Here is a 15422-nt window from a genome sequence, read left to right on the forward strand (position 1 = left end):
GGGCCGTGCCCCTCGGCCCGTACTGTCACACCGCGACCGGCGCCGCCAGCTCCTCCAACCGCACCAACCGCTCACGGGACGTCTCGTCCACGGGGGTGTAGGACAGCAGCTTGGGGCCGGGGTTGGGCCCCGTCCACAGGCTCGTGGCGGACAGCTGGAGCACGCCCACCCGCGGATGCCGGAAGAGCTTGACGGAGCTCATCGGGCGGACGACCTCGTGCTGTGCCCAGATCTCACGGAACTCGGGCGAGGCCTCCGCCAGCCGGGCGACCAGCGCCTTCCAGGGCGGCTCGGCGACATGCTCGGCCATCGACGCCCGGAACTTGGCGGCCATCACCCGCATCGTGGCATCCAGATCGACCACGCTCGCCCGCCACTCGGCGTTCGTGAACGCCAGCCACAGGCAGTTGCGGTCCTCCTCGGGCAGCGCGTCGAGATCGCACATCAGCCGCCCGTAGGTCCTGTTGTAGGCGAGGATGTCGAACCGGCTGTTCTGTACGACCGCGGGGAACGGCGCGAGCTGTTCGAGGATCTGCCGCAGTGCGCGCGGTACGCCCGTGCACTCGGTGCCCGGCAGTGGGTCGACCGCCCCGGCCAGCGCGAACAGATGGCTGCGCTCGGCGCGATCGAGCAGCAGCGCACGGGCCACCGCGTCCAGGACCTGCGGCGATACATGAATGTCCCGGGCCTGTTCGAGCCAGGTGTACCAGGTGACCCCGACGGCGCCCAGATGCGCGACCTCTTCGCGGCGCAGCCCAGGGGTGCGCCGCCGGGCGCCCCGCGGCAGCCCGACCTGCTCGGGCGTGATCCGCTCCCGACGGCTGCGCAGAAAGGCGGCCAGCTCGGCCCGGCGGGCGGCATCGTCGCGCGGGGCGGTGCCGGGGCGCGGGGCGGCGCCGGGGGGTGTGGCAGCCTGCGGCATGGTCACGTCGACGGTCATGCTTCCAGCGTGCCGCAGTGCCCAGCCGGTTGCCAGGTAGCACTGGTACCAGGATAAGGACACTCTGGTACCCGTCTGGGCGGTCGACGATCGTCGACTCCGTGAGCGATACCCGAGCCCAGACCACCACCCCGGAAGCCCCGGCCACGACCGTTGCCGCCCCGGCCACCGTCCCGGACGCCCGGACCCCGGCAGCCCGGACCGCCCCGGCGACCCCGGAGGCACCGGCCGCTCCGGCGACCACCCGCCCCGCCCCGCAGCAGCACCCGGCACCCACCGTGCTGACCCCGCTCGGCCTGCTGACCGTCCTGCTGGGCGCGGCCCTTCCCCTGATCGACTTCTTCATCGTCAATGTCGCCCTGCCGACCATCGACCACGATCTGCACGCGGGCCCCGCGATGCTGGAGATGGTGGTGGCCGGCTACGGCGTCGCGTACGCCACGCTGCTGGTCCTCGGCGGACGGCTCGGCGACATGATCGGCCGCCGCCGGCTGTTCCTGTGGGGCCTGTCCACCTTCGGTCTGACCTCGCTGGCCTGCGGTCTTGCCCCGGACGCCGGGACGCTGGTGGCCGCCCGGGTCGCCCAGGGCGCGGCGGCCGCGCTGCTGCTGCCGCAGGTGCTGGCCACCATCCAGGCCACCACCACCGGCAAGCGGCGCGCCAAGGCGGTCAGCCTCTACGGCGGCACGGCCGGTGTCTCCAGCGCCGTCGGCCAGGTGCTCGGCGGTCTGCTGGTCTCCGTCGACCTGGCGGGCACCGGCTGGCGCGCGGTGTTCCTGGTGAACGTCCCGATCGCCGTCGCGGCCTGGCTACTGGCCGCCCGTACGGTCCCCGAGACCCGCTCCCCGCACCCGACCCGGGTCGACGGCCCCGGCACCGCGCTGCTCGCCACCACACTGATCACCCTGCTGCTGCCGCTGACCGAGGGCCGGGCGGCCGGCTGGCCCGTGTGGTCCTGGATCCTGCTGGCCGTCTTCCCCTTCGCCGGCACCGCGTTCGTCCTCGTCGAGCGCCGGGCCGAACGCGCCGGCCGTACGCCGCTGGTCCCGCCCTCGCTGCTGCGCATCCCCTCCGTGAACAGCGGACTGACCATGATCGTCCCGTTCTCGCTGGGCTTCGGCGGCTTCATGTTCGTGGTGGCCGTCGCGCTCCAGAACGGTCTGCACTACGGCCCGTTCGCGGCCGGTCTGTCGCTGGCGCCGCTCTGCGTCACGTTCTTCCTCGCCTCGCTCGCCGGCCCGCGGCTGGTGCTGCGCTTCGGGCGACGGGTGGTGATCGCCGGCTCGCTGATCCAGGGCACCGGACTGATCGCGCTGGCGCTGACCGTGTACGCGGGCTGGCCCGGCATCTCGGTGGCCGGCCTGGCGCCGAGCATGGCGGTGCTCGGGCTCGGGCAGGGCATGGTGCTGCCGGTCCTGCTGCGCATCGTGCTGAGCGAACTGCCGGTGGCGCAGGCGGGCGTGGGCGGCGGCGTCATGATCACCACCCAGCAGTCCGGTCTCGCCCTGGGCGTGGCCACCCTCGGCACGCTCTTCCTCGCGCTGCTGCCGGCCGTCGGCGTCCGCGAGGCGCTGCTCACCGCGCTGCTGTCACAGCTGGCGATCGTCGTGGGCACGACGACTCTCGCCCTACGCCTGCCGCGCGCACTGCGCTGACCTGCGAGAAGACGGCTGGGCGGCGGGTTCCGGATCCGTGGTGGACTCCGAATCACACATGACGACTGACAGATATTGAAATCTGTCAGTCGTCATGCCATAGTGAATGCACGGCAGGGTCCCCCCTCCCGCATCCCCTCTCACTTTTGGAGCACGTCGTGCAGACCCGCACCCTGGGCACCACCGGCCCGCAGACCTCCGCCCTCGGCCTCGGCTGCATGGGTATGTCCGCCCTCTACGGCGACAGCGACCGGGCCGAATCCATCGCGACCATCCATGCCGCCCTCGAAGCGGGCATCACCCTGCTCGACACCGGCGACTTCTACGGCATGGGCCACAACGAGCTGCTGATCAACGAGGCGCTGCGTACCGCCGCCGCCGCGGCCCGCGAGAAGGCGCTGACCAGCGTCAAGTTCGGCGCCCTGCGCACGGTCGAAGGCGGCTTCACCGGCTACGACGGCCGGCCGAACGCGGTGAAGAACTTCGCCGCGTACTCCCTCCAGCGCCTGGGCACCGACCACATCGACATCTACCGGATCGCCCGTGTCGACCCCGGCGTCCCGATCGAGGAGACCGTCGGCGCCATCGCCGAACTGGTCGAGGCCGGACACGTCCGGCACATCGGCCTCTCCGAGGTGGGCGCCGAGACCCTCCGCCGGGCCGCCGCCGTCGCCCCGATCTCCGACCTCCAGATCGAGTACTCCCTCATCTCCCGCGGCATCGAGGACGCGATCCTGCCCACCGCCCGCGAGCTGGGCATAGGCATCACCGCATACGGCGTCCTGTCCCGCGGCCTGATCAGCGGTCACTTCAGCCGTGACCGCAAGCTCGCCGCCAACGACTTCCGTGGCATGAGCCCGCGCTTCCAGGGCGAGAACCTCGACCGCAACCTCGATCTGGTGGATGCGCTGGGCAAGATCGCCGAGCAGAAGGGCGTCTCGGTCGCGCAGACCGCCATCGCCTGGGTGCTCTCCCGTGGCGAGGACATCGTCCCGCTGGTCGGCGCCCGCCGCCGCGACCGTCTGGCCGAGGCGCTCGGTGCCCTGGACGTCACGCTGGACGGTGACGACCTGGCCGCGATCGAGCGCGCCGTCCCGGCCGGCGCCGCCGCCGGCGACCGCTACCCCGCCGAGCAGATGGCCCACCTGGACAGCGAGCACTGACCACGGGGGCGCGCGAGGGACGCGGCCAGGTACCGTCCGTAGGTATCCGGCGTACGGACCCGACGTACGGACCCGGCGTGCAGACCGGGTGCGCACGCACCTCTCCGCCACCCCGTCCCACCCGCTCTCACCGAAAGGCCGGCCCGCCCCATGCCCCCCGAGACGTTGACCCCCGAGCGCATCCTCGAAGCCACCGAGGAGGTGCTGCGCCGCTACGGACCGGCCAAGGCCACGGTCGTGGACGTGGCGCGCGCCCTGGGCGTCAGCCATGGCAGCGTCTACCGCCACTTCCGCACGAAGGCGGCGCTGCGGGAGGCGGTCACGGAACGCTGGCTGGACCGTACGAGCGAGGAACTGTCGAGCATCGTCACGGAGGAGGGGCCGGCCGAGGAGCGGTTGGACCGCTGGCTGACCTCCCTCTTCGAGGCCAAGCGGCACAAGGCCGGCGACGACCCCGAACTGTTCGCCACCTACATGACCTTGATCGGCGAGAGCGGCGGCGTGGTCGACCGCCATGTCACCGATCTGGAAGCCCAGCTCACCACCATCATCGAGGCCGGCGTCAGCCAGGGCGCCTTCCGCACCCCCTCCCCCGCGACCACCGCCCGCGCCGTCTTCGACGCCACCGGCCGCTTCCACGACCCGTGTTACGCCCCCGAGTGGTCCCGCCCCGAAATCACCACCGACTTCGAGGCCGTCCGGGACCTGGTCCTCCGGGGCCTGCGCAGCTAGAGCACTGCTTCCCGGACGCGGCTCTGGGAGCTGTAGTTCTGGGAGCTGTAATTCTGGAAGCCGTGGCCCTGGGAGCCGTAGCCCTAGAAGCCGTGGCCCTGAAAGCCGTAACCCTAGAAGCCGTGGCCCTGAAAGCCGTAGCCCTGGGAGCCGTAGCCCTGGGAGCCGTAGCCCTGGGAGCCGTGGCCCTGAAAGCCGTAACCCTAGAAGCCGTGGCCCTGAAAGCCGTAGCCCTGGAAGCCGTAGCCCTGGAACCAGGGTGCGGCGTGCCCGGTCTCGCTACGCCTGGGTGACCGGTCTGAGGCGGCCTGCCTGAGGCGGTCGGCCCCTACGCCGTGCCCGCCGTGCCGTGCAGGAAGAGGGCCCAGGCGAGCAGGCCGAAGGCGGCGGTGTGGGCGAGCGCGCGGACGATGTTCCAGGTGACCCACCGGCGCTCGAAGCTGCCCCTGGCCGCCTTGAGCCGGTCGCGGCGACTGCCGTCACCCGATCCGCCGCCCGGTCCGTCGGTGGCCCCCTCGCCCGTCCCGGCCTTGTCGAGGGCGTTGTTGAGCGGGACGTTGACTCCGCTGGTGACGAAGAATCCGGCCATGTACAGCACCAGCGCGGCGAGGATCCAGGGCAGGGCCACCCGCCCGGGCCCGTTCCATGCCAGCACCGTGGCGAGGATCAGTAGCGGGATCGGGAGCAGAAACGGGAGCAGGAACCAGCCGTTGATGATGGCCCTGTTGATGTTCTGCATGGCTTGTACGAAGGTGCGGTCGCCGGACCGGCCGAGGCCGGGCATCACGGCGTAGGCGAAGGCGGCGAACAGGCCGGCCATCAGGCCCGCGCCGAGCGTCGCGAGGAGGAGCGTGGCGGTCTGCAGTGCTCTCAAGGCTCCTCCGTATCCGGGACGTGGGCCGACCCTACCGAGACCTGCCCCCGCAGGGCGGCATCCTCTTGCGCACGCATACCTCTGCACACGCATACCCCTGCGCACGCACGCCCCTGCGCACGCACGCCCGCGCACACGCACGCCCCTGCCCGGGTCGGGTCTCCGGGTGGAGGCCCGGCCCGGGCGAACCGTGGCCGGTGAACGACTACCGCTCCAGGAGGATCGAGTTGATCGGCGTGAAGTCCCTGTCGTAATACGTCCAGGGCGGCGTGGTGCCCCCGCATCCGGTGCCGTTGTACCCCGTGCAGACCCGCACCGTGGCGCCGCCGGACTGGTTGTTGAAGATGCGGTGCGTCCCGAATTGGTTGCTGAGGTTGTGGGCCCCGTAGCTGTAGTAGACGAGGGACGGGTGGCCGCCGTTCCACCCGGCGTTCTGCGGGTAGATGCACACCGCGCCGTAAGGACACCCCTCGTAGGTGCCTGCCGCCGCCGCTGCGGTTCCGGCCGTCCCGACCACTACGCCCGCCGGGACGACAAGCGCTGCGACGGCCGTCGCCACCAGGCCGGCTCGCTTCAGTACGGACATCTGGGATTCCCCCTTCTCAGGCACCCCGCGAGTCGAATGTCGCGGGCACACCGTTGCAGGTGCCTGACAGCTGGTCAGCCTGTTCCAGTGGGGTGAATCGCGCAACGTTTTTCGGCTATATCCGAATTCGTCCGACCCCGCCGCACCCAGCCACGCCCCTCCCGGGAACGCTGAGCCGCCGCCCCTTCAGCCGCCCGCCCCAGTCGCCAACTCCCCAGCCGCCAACTCCCCAGTCACTCCGCCCCTCAGTCCCCCACCCCGAGGAAGTGCAGCACCGCCAGCACCCGGCGGTGATCGGCGTCCGCCTTCGGCAGGTCCAGCTTGGCGAGGATGTTGTTGATGTGCTTGGCGACCGCGCTCTCGCTGACCACGAGCTGGGCGGCGATGCCGGCGTTGGAGCGGCCCTCGGCCATCAGGGCGAGGACATCCCGTTCACGGGCCGTCAGCCGCTCCAGCGGATCGCTCGCCCGCCGCACCAGCAGCTGGGCGACGACCTGCGGGTCGAGCGCGGTGCCGCCGTTCGCGACCCTGCGCAGCGCCTCGATGAACTCCTCGACGTCCGCGACCCGTTGTTTGAGCAGATAGCCCACCCCGCTGGTGTTCGTCGCGAGCAGATCGGCCGCGTACCGCTCCTCGACGTACTGGGAAAGCATCAACACGGCCGTGGTGGGCCATTTCTGACGGATCGACAGCGCGGCCCGCACGCCCTCGTCCGTGAAGCCGGGCGGCATCCGGACATCCACCACCGCGAGGTCCGGCCGATGCTTCTCGACCGCCGCCAGCAGCTCCTGGGCGTCCCCCGCCTCGGCCGCCACCTCGAACCCGGCCATCTCCACCACCTTGACCAGCCCGATCCGCAGCAGTACGGAATCCTCGGCGATCACGGCACGCCTCACATCGGGCACGGCAGCTCCACGCTCATCATGGTCGGGCCCCCCACGGGGCTGCTCATCCGGAATGTTCCGTCCACGGACCGCACGCGCTGGGCAAGCCCCCGCAGGCCGCTCCCCTTGGACGGATCGGCCCCGCCCACTCCGTCGTCGGCGATCACCACTCGAAGTATCCCGCCGAGCCGGGTGACCGTCACATCCGCCCGGGTCGCCTCCCACGCATGCTTGGCGATGTTCGTCAGCGCCTCGGAGACCACGAAGTACGCGACCGCCTCGACGGCCGGCGCCGCCCGTTGCGGCAGATCCGCCGGCAGGTCCACCCGCAGCCGTACGGGCAGCGGTGCGCGGGCCGCAAGACCCGAAAGCGCCGCATCCAGCCCCAGCTCGTCCAGGACGGCCGGATGCAGCCCGCGCACAAGGTTGTTCAGCTCCTCGATCGCATCCTTCGCCTCGCGGTGCGCCGCATCGATGACCTCCTGCGCCTCCGGGGGCAGATCCGTCAGCGTGGCCTTGGCCAGCCCCAGGTTGAGGGCCAGCGACACCAGCCGCTGCTGTGCGCCGTCGTGCAGATCGCGCTCGATCCGGCGGCGTTCCGCGTCGGCGGCGTCCACCGCACCGGCCCGGCTCTCGGTGAGGTCCTCCACCCGCCGCGCCAGCTCGTCGGACCGGCTGACGCCCAGCACCGCCCGCCCGACCAGGTTCTCCAGCCGTACGAGCCCCGCGGCAAGCGCCGGCACCGCGGTGAGCGCCAGCAGCCCCAGCACGGTGATGTAGGAGGCCGTGGTGGTGAATCCACGGTGGGCGAGCCGCCACTCCCACGGCGCCGCCCAGACCCACACCAGTACGAGCGCCGCCGTCAGCGCCACCAACACCAGCGCGAGCAGCAGGAATTCCAGTACGCCGAGCAGCGGACCGACCAGCCAGTTGTAGCCGAACTGCCGCTTGGTCCGCCCGAACCGCAGCCGCGGCAGATCCACCCCGCACAGCGCCCGGAACCGCCACCGCTGCGCCTCGGTGAACCCGTATCCCGCGATCACCAGCAGCGCGACCGGCGCGGGCAGGATGAGCGGGGCGACGTCCGAGGTCGCCTCCAGGATCCGGATCAACTGGGTCAGCGCCCAGAGGAAGAGCAACGGCGGGGCGAGGTGCAGCGGCACCCCCGCGGCGATGAAGAGTATGTCGCGCCGCAGCCGTACAACAGCGCGCCGCAGCCGGGGTGGAATGTTCATGATCAAACGATAGGGGCGCGCGGTGGGCGGCAGCCATGAACCCTCTGCCCGGATCGGGGGTGTAGCTGGTGCCACCCCAAGTCGGAAAGCGGCGTTACTGACTGTTGCCGGCGGAAACCGGAGTCTTGATCACGAGCCCGACGGCCGGGTTCATGACACCGGAAGAGACCCCTGCCATGGCCCTCATCGCCTACAACTCACCATCCTCCAGCGGCAGTTACCCCATCATCCGGGCGGCCCGTGGCGCCGTGCAGCTCACCGTGGCACGCCGCTGGCAGGGCCGCATCCTGACCGGCGCCGGTCTCGCCCTCCTGCCCTGGCTCGGCTACCTCGCCGCCACCCTCCCGCCCGCGGAGGCCGCCGCCTGGGTCGCCCTCGACACCCTGGAGGCCGCCGCCCTTCTCGCCACCGGTACCCGCCTGCTGCGCGCCGACCCGCGCCATCGCGCCCCCGCGGCCGCCGCGGCCGTCCTCCTCCTCGCCGACGCCTGCATCGACCTCGCCACCGCCGCCCCGGGCGCGGAGCTGGCCACCGCCATAGCCATGGCCGTAGGCGCCGAACTCCCCCTCGCGGCGCTGTGCGCGGCCCTCGCCACCCGCCGTACGGCCGAGCAGCGCCGCTGACGAAGCCCCGGCGCACACAAAAGCGCCGGCCAGACCCGGAAAACCGAGCCCGACCGGCGCTTGAGGTCAAACGTGGGCAACGCCCCGCGAGGGATCGGCGGCGCCCCGCAAGGGCTTAGCAGCCCAGCAGCCGCCCGCCCAGGTAGGACTGGATCTGGTCCAGGGACACCCGCTCCTGCTTCATGGTGTCGCGCTCGCGCACGGTCACCGCGTTGTCGTCGAGGGTGTCGAAGTCGACCGTGACGCAGAACGGGGTGCCGATCTCGTCCTGGCGACGGTAGCGGCGGCCGATCGCGCCCGCGTCGTCGAACTCGATGTTCCAGTTCTTGCGCAGGTCGGTCGCGAGGCCCTTGGCCTTCGGCGACAGCTGCGGGTTGCGCGACAGCGGCAGCACCGCGACCTTGACCGGCGCCAGGCGCGGGTCGAGCTGCATGACGGTGCGCTTCTCCATCTTGCCCTTGGCGTTGGGCGCCTCGTCCTCGATGTACGCGTCGAGCATGAAGGCGAGCATGGCGCGGTTCACGCCTGCCGCCGGCTCGATGACGTACGGAGTCCAGCGCTCGCCGGCCTCCTGGTCGAAGTACGAGAGGTCCTGGCCGGACGCCTTGGAGTGCGCCGAGAGGTCGTAGTCGGTGCGGTTGGCCACACCCTCCAGCTCGGAGAACTCGGTGCCGCCGAAGTTGAAGCGGTACTCGATGTCAGCGGTGCGCTTGGAGTAGTGCGAGAGCTTCTCGGCGGGGTGCTCGTACCAGCGGATGTTCTCCTCGCGGATGCCGAGGTCGCGGTACCAGTTCCACCGCTGCTCCATCCAGTACTCCTGCCACTGCTCGTCCTCGCCCGGCTTGACGAAGAACTCCATCTCCATCTGCTCGAACTCGCGGGTCCGGAAGATGAAGTTGCCGGGCGTGATCTCGTTGCGGAAGGACTTGCCCATCTGCGCGATGCCGAACGGCGGCTTCTTGCGGGAAGTCTGCTGCACCTGGGCGAAGTTGGTGAAGATGCCCTGCGCGGTCTCGGGGCGCAGGTAGGCGACCGAGGCGGTGTCCTGGGACGGGCCGAGGTGGGTGGAGAGCAGGCCGGAGAACTGCTTGGGCTCGGTGAAGCCGCCCTTGTTGCCGCAGTGCGGGCAGTTGATGTCGACGAGGCCGTTCTCGGGGAGCTTGCCGTGCTTGGCCTCGTACGCCTCCTCCAGGTGGTCGGCGCGGAAGCGCTTGTGGCAGGAGGTGCACTCGGTGAGCGGGTCGGTGAAGGTGGCGACGTGGCCGGACGCCTGCCAGACCTCGGGGGCCAGGATCACCGACGAGTCGAGACCGACGACGTCGTCGCGCGAGGTGACCATGGAGCGCCACCACTGGCGCTTGATGTTCTCCTTGAGCTCAACACCCAGCGGACCGTAGTCCCAGGCAGCCCGCGAGCCGCCGTAGATCTCACTGCAGGGGTAAACGAAGCCACGGCGCTTGCTCAGGCTGACGATGGTATCGATCTTGTCGGCGGCCACGGTGCTCTCTTCATTACGACGACGAACGATGGATGGGCGGCGCCCTGGCGCCTCGGTGTGGGGTGGTGGTGGGGAGACGGCTGGGCGAATGGTTCAGGGTACCGGCGGCCGTGCCCCCCGGACCAAATCGGTTCCGGCGACTGTCGTCCCGCTCACACCCACCCCGCGCTTTGTTGACAATCGTTTCCAACTTTGTTGAAAATGAGTGTCATGAACATACGCCGTCACATATCCACCGCGGCCGTCGCCGGAGCCTCGGTGCTCGGCCTGCTGGCTCTGTCCGCCTGCTCCCCCTCGGGCAGCACGCACACCGCGGACGGCAAGCTGAAGGTGACAGCGTCCTTCTACCCCATGGAATTCCTCGCCCAGCAGATCGGCGGGAAGCACGTCGAGGTGGCCGACCTCACCAAGCCGGGCGTCGAGCCGCACGACCTGGAGCTCACCCCGCAGCAGACCGGCCGGCTCGGCGAGTCCGGCGCGATCGTCTACCTCAAGGGCCTGCAGCCCGCCGTGGACGACGCGGTCAAGCAGTCCGGCGTCGAGAACGTCGCCGACGCCGCCGCCCTGACCTCCCTCGAAGAGCACGGCACCGAGGTCGACGGTCACCACCACACCACCGGCGACAACCACTCGCACTCCGAGGCCGAGGGCGGCAAGGACCCGCACATCTGGCTCGACCCCGTGAAGTACGCCGAGGTCGCCAAGGGCGTGGGCAAGACCCTCGCCAAGGCCGACCCGGACCACAAGGCCGAGTACCAGAAGAACACCGACGCCCTGGTGAAGAAGCTGGAGGCGCTGAACAAGGAGTTCCAGGACGGGCTGAAGAAGCGGGCGTCCGACACCTTCATCACCACCCACGCCGCCTTCGGCTACCTCGCCGAGCGCTACGGCCTCACCGAGGAGGCCATCAGCGGCCTCGACCCCGAGTCCGAGCCCAGCGCCAAGCGCATCAGGGACCTGCACTCCCTCGCCGGCGAGCACCACGTCTCCACGATCTTCTTCGAGACGATCGCCAACCCGGCCACCGCCAAGGCCCTGGCCGGCGATCTGCACCTGAAGACCGATGTCCTCGACCCGCTCGAGGGCATCACCGCCAAGTCCCGCGGCAAGGACTACTTCGGCGTCCAGCGCGCCAACCTCGCCGCGCTGCAGAAGGCCCTCGGCAGCAAGTGAGCCGGCCCGCTCAACCACCCCGGCATGTGACGGAGGTCACCGTGAACCAGTCGCTCCCCCAGCCGGTCATCGACCTGCGCGGCGCCACCGCCTCGCTGGGCGCCCGCCCCGTGCTGCGCGGCGTCGACCTCACCGTCCGCACCGGTGAGGTCGTCGCGCTGCTCGGCGCCAACGGCTCCGGCAAGTCCACCGCCGTACGGTCCGTGATCGGCCAGGTCCCGCTCACCGGCGGCGAGCTGTCCCTCTTCGGTACGCCGTTCCGCCGGTTCAGGGACTGGGCCCGGATCGGCTACGTGCCGCAGCGCACCACCGCGGCCGGCGGTGTCCCCGCCACCGTCCGCGAGGTCGTCACGGCCGGCCGGCTGGCCCGTACGAAGCTGGGCATCCTGCGCAAGGCCGACCGGGCCGCGGTGCACCGTGCGCTGGAGCTGGTCGGGATGGCCGACCGCGCCAAGGACTCCGTCAACGCGCTCTCCGGAGGACAGCACCAGCGCGTGCTGATCGCCCGCGCGCTGGCCGGCGAACCGGAACTGCTGATCATGGACGAGCCGATGGCCGGCGTCGACCTGGCCAGCCAGGAGGTGCTGGCGAGCGCCCTGCGCGAGCAGGTCGGCCGGGGCACCACGGTCCTGCTCGTGCTGCACGAGCTCGGCCCGTTGGAGCCGCTGATCGACCGCGCGGTGGTGCTGCGGGACGGCTGCGTCGTCCACGACGGCCCGCCGCCCGAGGCCGTGGGCCAGCACGCCCTGCCCGGCCACGACCATGTCCACCCGCACGCCGACGCCGCCGCGGAGCCGATCCGTACCGGCCTGCTGAGCTAGGGGCCGCTGAGCTCATGGAAATCCTGAACTACGCCTTCATGCAGCGGGCCCTGATCGCCGCCCTGATCGTCGGCATCACCGCCCCCGCCATCGGCATCTACCTCGTCCAGCGCCGCCAGGCCCTGATGGGCGACGGCATCGGCCATGTCGCCCTCACCGGCGTCGGCCTCGGCTTCATGCTCAACACCAGCCCCGTCTGGGTCGCCACCGCCGTCGCCATCGCCGGCTCCATCGCCATGGAACTGATCCGCTGGTACGGCAAGACCCGCGGCGACCTCGCGCTGGCCATGCTGTTCTACGGCGGTATGGCGGGCGGTGTGATGCTGATGAACCTCTCCGACGCCGGCTCCAACGCCAACCTCGGTACCTACCTCTTCGGCTCGATCACCACCGTCTCGCCGCAGGACATGACGACGATCTATGTCCTCGCCGGCCTGGTGCTGGCGATCACGGTCGGGCTGCGCCGCCAGCTGTTCGCGGTCTGCCAGGACGAGGAGTTCGCCCGGGTGACGGGCCTGCCGGTGCGCCTGCTGAACCTCCTGGTCGCGGTCACCGCCGCGGTCACCGTCGCCGTCGCCATGCGCGTCGTCGGCCTGCTGCTGGTCAGCGCCCTGATGGTGATCCCGGTCGCGGCCGCCCAGCAGATCAGCCGCAGCTTCGCCGTCACCTTCGCGGTGTCCGTCGCGATCGGTGTCGCCGTCACCCTTACGGGCACCACCACCTCGTACTACGTGGACGTGCCGTCCGGTGCGACGATCGTGCTGTTCGCCATCGGACTGTTCGTGATCTTCACCGCGCTCGCCGACCCACTGGCGAAAAAGCGCGCCAGGGCTGCCGCTGAGGCCGCCAAGGGGTGCACCCTGGAGGTACCCGGCAGCCGTACCCCCGACGACGTCAGCGTGAGCGGCTAGTGGGTACCGCCGTGTCGGCAGGTAGAGGTACGCGTAAGCGTCCCACCGGGACCCCGGTCATCACCTGGCACAATGGCGGGACGCATTGCAGGGGGAAGTCCTGAGGCCTTAGGGAGGCAACGGTGGCGACGAGCGCGGGTTCTCCGGTACGCGGCCGGTCGACGCGGCAACGGACCGCGGTGTCGGCCGCACTCGACGAGGTGGACGAGTTCCGCAGCGCCCAGGAGCTGCACGACATGCTCAAGCACCGGGGCGACTCGGTCGGGCTGACCACCGTCTACCGGACGCTGCAGTCGCTCGCGGACGCCGGCGAGGTCGATGTGCTGCGCACCAGCGACGGCGAGGCGGTCTACCGTCGGTGCAGCACCGACGACCACCACCATCACCTGGTGTGCCGGGCCTGCGGCAAGGCCGTCGAGGTCGAGGGCCCCGCGGTGGAGAAGTGGGCCGACCAGATCGCCACCGAGCACGGCTTCCGGGACGTGGCGCACACGATCGAGATCTTCGGGACGTGCGGCGACTGCGCCGACCGCTCCGGCAAGGAGCACTGAACACGCCCCGGACGCCGACACACACGAGAACGGGCCGCCTCCGATGACTACGGAGGCGGCCCGTTCTCGCTGTTCTCAGGTGGCCGACCGCCCGTCGGGCTCCGGCGCCGCCCCGAACCTGCGGTCCCGCTTCGCGTACTCCAGGCACGCGTCCCACAGATTCCGCCGGTCGAAGTCCGGCCACAGAATGTCCTGGAAAACCATCTCGGCATAGGCGCTCTGCCAGATCAGGTAATTCGAGGTCCGCTGCTCACCGGACGGCCGGACAAAGAGATCCACATCCGGCATGTCCGGGTAGTACATGTACTTCGCGATGGTCTTCTCATTGACCTTCGACGGGTCCAGCTTCCCGGCCTTCACGTCTGCGGCAATCGCCGCCGCCGCATCCGCGATCTCCGCGCGCCCGCCGTAATTCACGCAGAAATACAGCGTCATCGCGTCGTTGTTCTTGGTCTGCTCCTGGGCGATCTGGAGCTCCTGCACCACGGACTTCCACAGCTTCGGCATCCGGCCGACCCACCGGATACGAATACCCAGCGCGTCCATCTCGTCCCGGCGGCGCCGGATCACATCCCGATTGAAGTTCATCAGGAACTTGACCTCGTCGGGCGACCGCTTCCAGTTCTCCGTCGAGAAGGCGTACAGCGAAAGGTTCTTCACGCCCATCTCGATGCAGCCCTTGAGGACGTCCAGAACGACACCCTCGCCGACCTTGTGGCCCTCGGTGCGCGGCAGCCCGCGCTCCTTGGCCCATCGGCCGTTGCCGTCCATGACGACGGCCACATGGTTCGGGACGAGCTCACCGGGGATCTTCGGCGGCCGGGCACCGGAGGGGTGCGGCTCGGGCCTCTCGTACTCGCGCCGATTACGGCCCAGAATCCCGCGTCGTGCCATGCGGCCCACGTCTCCTATGTGTCGCTTCGAGGGGTTCGTTTTCGCTTTGTCTGTTGCTCTACTGCTCTACTGCTCTACTGCTCTACTGCTCTACTGCTGTACGTAGCTCTACTGCTCTACGTACCGGAGGGAGCGCAGGCCCCGCTCCAGATGCCAGTGCAGATACGCCGTGACCAGCCCGCTGCCCTCGCGGGCATGGCGCGCCTCGCAGGCGTCCGCGGTCTCCCAGTCGCCCGTCAGCAGCGCGCTCAGGAGCCCAATGGCCTCCGAGGAGGGTACGACGCTCCCCGGCACCCGGCAGTCCCCGCAGATCACACCGCCCGCCGCCACCGAGAAGAACCGGTTGGGACCGGGCAGCCCGCACCGTGCACAGCTCTCAAAACTTGGCGCATAACCGTTCACCGCGAGCGAGCGCAGCAGGAAGGCGTCCAGCACCAGATGCGGTGCGTGCTCGCCGCGGGCCAGCGTCCGCAGCCCGCCGACCAGCAGCAGATACTGCTGTACGGCCGGCTCGCCCTCGTGGTCGGTGAAACGCTCGGCGGTCTCCAGCATCGCGGTGCCGGCCGTGTAGCGGGCGTAGTCGGTGACGATCCCGCCACCGTACGGGGCGATCGTCTCGCTCTGCGTACACAGCGGCAGCCCGCGCCCCACCAGCTCGCTGCCGCGCGAATAGAACTGCACATCCACATGCGAGAACGGCTCCAGCCGCGCCCCGAACTTCGACTTCGTCCGTCGCACCCCACGCGCCACGGCCCGGACCCGCCCGTGGCCACGGGTGAGCAGCGTGATGATCCGGTCCGCCTCACCCAGCTTCTGGGTGCGCAGCACGATGCCGTCGTCGCGGAACAGACTCATGGCGCCCATTCTCGCGCATGGGCGGGG

General features: G+C 70.4%; 16 protein-coding genes. 8 read left to right on the forward strand and 8 right to left on the reverse strand.

Going from position 1 to position 15422, the window contains the following annotated elements:
- Window positions 1–25: 25 nt before the first annotated feature.
- Entirely contained in the window at window positions 26–940 is a 915-nt protein-coding gene (locus KI385_RS15795) for a helix-turn-helix transcriptional regulator (protein ID WP_238572855.1), read from the reverse strand.
- A gap of 101 nt (window positions 941–1041) precedes the next feature.
- On the opposite strand from KI385_RS15795, the gene KI385_RS15800 reads away from it, so the two are divergent.
- The 3 genes from KI385_RS15800 (at window position 1042) to KI385_RS15810 (ending at window position 4490) form a co-directional block, all read left to right on the forward strand.
- Window positions 1042–2595, forward strand: a complete 1554-nt coding sequence (locus KI385_RS15800; RefSeq protein WP_238572856.1) for an MFS transporter — start codon at window positions 1042–1044, stop codon at window positions 2593–2595.
- Window positions 2596–2753: 158 nt separating this feature from the next.
- Window positions 2754–3758, forward strand: a complete 1005-nt coding sequence (locus tag KI385_RS15805; protein WP_238572857.1) for an aldo/keto reductase — start codon at window positions 2754–2756, stop codon at window positions 3756–3758.
- Window positions 3759–3908: 150 nt separating this feature from the next.
- Window positions 3909–4490, forward strand: coding sequence for a TetR/AcrR family transcriptional regulator (locus KI385_RS15810; protein ID WP_238572858.1), 582 nt, complete (start codon window positions 3909–3911; stop codon window positions 4488–4490).
- A gap of 328 nt (window positions 4491–4818) precedes the next feature.
- Here KI385_RS15810 and KI385_RS15815 read toward each other — a convergent pair whose 3' ends face one another.
- The 4 genes from KI385_RS15815 to KI385_RS15830 form a co-directional block, all read right to left on the reverse strand.
- Window positions 4819–5364, reverse strand: coding sequence for an anthrone oxygenase family protein (locus KI385_RS15815; protein ID WP_238572859.1), 546 nt, complete (start codon window positions 5362–5364; stop codon window positions 4819–4821).
- A 205-nt stretch (window positions 5365–5569) separates the two neighbouring features.
- Window positions 5570–5950, reverse strand: a complete 381-nt coding sequence (locus KI385_RS15820; protein WP_181923611.1) for a hypothetical protein — start codon at window positions 5948–5950, stop codon at window positions 5570–5572.
- Between the two features lie 245 nt (window positions 5951–6195).
- The gene (locus tag KI385_RS15825; RefSeq protein WP_281066982.1) at window positions 6196–6834 is read right to left on the reverse strand and encodes a response regulator; all 639 of its coding nucleotides are present in this window, start codon (window positions 6832–6834) and stop codon (window positions 6196–6198) included.
- Between the two features lie 8 nt (window positions 6835–6842).
- Window positions 6843–8069: a sensor histidine kinase gene (locus KI385_RS15830; protein ID WP_238572860.1), complete on the reverse strand. Its 1227-nt coding sequence runs from the start codon at window positions 8067–8069 to the stop codon at window positions 6843–6845.
- Between the two features lie 152 nt (window positions 8070–8221).
- Between KI385_RS15830 and KI385_RS15835 the strand changes: the two genes are divergently transcribed.
- On the forward strand, window positions 8222–8692 hold the full coding sequence (locus KI385_RS15835) for a hypothetical protein (protein WP_238572861.1): 471 nt from the start codon (window positions 8222–8224) through the stop codon (window positions 8690–8692).
- Window positions 8693–8807: 115 nt separating this feature from the next.
- Here KI385_RS15835 and KI385_RS15840 read toward each other — a convergent pair whose 3' ends face one another.
- A complete protein-coding gene (locus tag KI385_RS15840) occupies window positions 8808–10190 on the reverse strand; it encodes a glycine--tRNA ligase (RefSeq protein ID WP_238572862.1) in 1383 nt (460 codons plus the stop codon).
- Window positions 10191–10400: 210 nt separating this feature from the next.
- On the opposite strand from KI385_RS15840, the gene KI385_RS15845 reads away from it, so the two are divergent.
- The 4 genes from KI385_RS15845 (at window position 10401) to KI385_RS15860 (ending at window position 13646) form a co-directional block, all read left to right on the forward strand.
- Window positions 10401–11363 (forward strand): metal ABC transporter substrate-binding protein, encoded by a 963-nt coding sequence (locus KI385_RS15845; protein WP_238572863.1) that lies wholly within the window; start codon window positions 10401–10403, stop codon window positions 11361–11363.
- 41 nt (window positions 11364–11404) lie between these two features.
- Complete coding sequence (locus KI385_RS15850; RefSeq protein WP_238572864.1) at window positions 11405–12184, forward strand: metal ABC transporter ATP-binding protein; 780 nt, start codon at window positions 11405–11407, stop codon at window positions 12182–12184.
- A 14-nt stretch (window positions 12185–12198) separates the two neighbouring features.
- Entirely contained in the window at window positions 12199–13095 is an 897-nt protein-coding gene (locus KI385_RS15855; protein ID WP_238572865.1) for a metal ABC transporter permease, read from the forward strand.
- Between the two features lie 122 nt (window positions 13096–13217).
- A complete protein-coding gene (locus tag KI385_RS15860; RefSeq protein WP_238572866.1) occupies window positions 13218–13646 on the forward strand; it encodes a Fur family transcriptional regulator in 429 nt (142 codons plus the stop codon).
- Between the two features lie 75 nt (window positions 13647–13721).
- Here KI385_RS15860 and KI385_RS15865 read toward each other — a convergent pair whose 3' ends face one another.
- Both KI385_RS15865 and recO read right to left on the reverse strand, forming a co-directional pair.
- Complete coding sequence (locus tag KI385_RS15865; protein ID WP_238572867.1) at window positions 13722–14540, reverse strand: isoprenyl transferase; 819 nt, start codon at window positions 14538–14540, stop codon at window positions 13722–13724.
- A 108-nt stretch (window positions 14541–14648) separates the two neighbouring features.
- Window positions 14649–15395 carry a DNA repair protein RecO gene (recO, locus tag KI385_RS15870; RefSeq protein WP_238572868.1) on the reverse strand — a complete coding sequence of 249 codons (747 nt, stop codon included), beginning with the start codon at window positions 15393–15395 and terminating at the stop codon, window positions 14649–14651.
- Window positions 15396–15422: the final 27 nt, after the last annotated feature.

It is taken from the genome of Streptomyces inhibens (assembly GCF_022221585.1).
Taxonomy (GTDB): domain Bacteria; phylum Actinomycetota; class Actinomycetes; order Streptomycetales; family Streptomycetaceae; genus Streptomyces; species Streptomyces inhibens.

What these genes read in the sequence shown, in the direction of transcription:
- KI385_RS15795 (WP_238572855.1), bottom strand. Translation starts at nt 940, where the DNA reads ATGACCGTCGACGTGACCATGCCGCAGGCTGCCACACCCCCCGGCGCC.
- KI385_RS15855 (WP_238572865.1), top strand. Translation starts at nt 12,199, where the DNA reads ATGGAAATCCTGAACTACGCCTTCATGCAGCGGGCCCTGATCGCCGCC.
- recO (WP_238572868.1), bottom strand. Translation starts at nt 15,395, where the DNA reads ATGAGTCTGTTCCGCGACGACGGCATCGTGCTGCGCACCCAGAAGCTG.
- KI385_RS15835 (WP_238572861.1), top strand. Translation starts at nt 8,222, where the DNA reads ATGACACCGGAAGAGACCCCTGCCATGGCCCTCATCGCCTACAACTCA.
- KI385_RS15820 (WP_181923611.1), bottom strand. Translation starts at nt 5,950, where the DNA reads ATGTCCGTACTGAAGCGAGCCGGCCTGGTGGCGACGGCCGTCGCAGCG.
- KI385_RS15865 (WP_238572867.1), bottom strand. Translation starts at nt 14,540, where the DNA reads ATGGCACGACGCGGGATTCTGGGCCGTAATCGGCGCGAGTACGAGAGG.
- KI385_RS15830 (WP_238572860.1), bottom strand. Translation starts at nt 8,069, where the DNA reads ATGAACATTCCACCCCGGCTGCGGCGCGCTGTTGTACGGCTGCGGCGC.
- KI385_RS15810 (WP_238572858.1), top strand. Translation starts at nt 3,909, where the DNA reads ATGCCCCCCGAGACGTTGACCCCCGAGCGCATCCTCGAAGCCACCGAG.
- KI385_RS15845 (WP_238572863.1), top strand. Translation starts at nt 10,401, where the DNA reads ATGAACATACGCCGTCACATATCCACCGCGGCCGTCGCCGGAGCCTCG.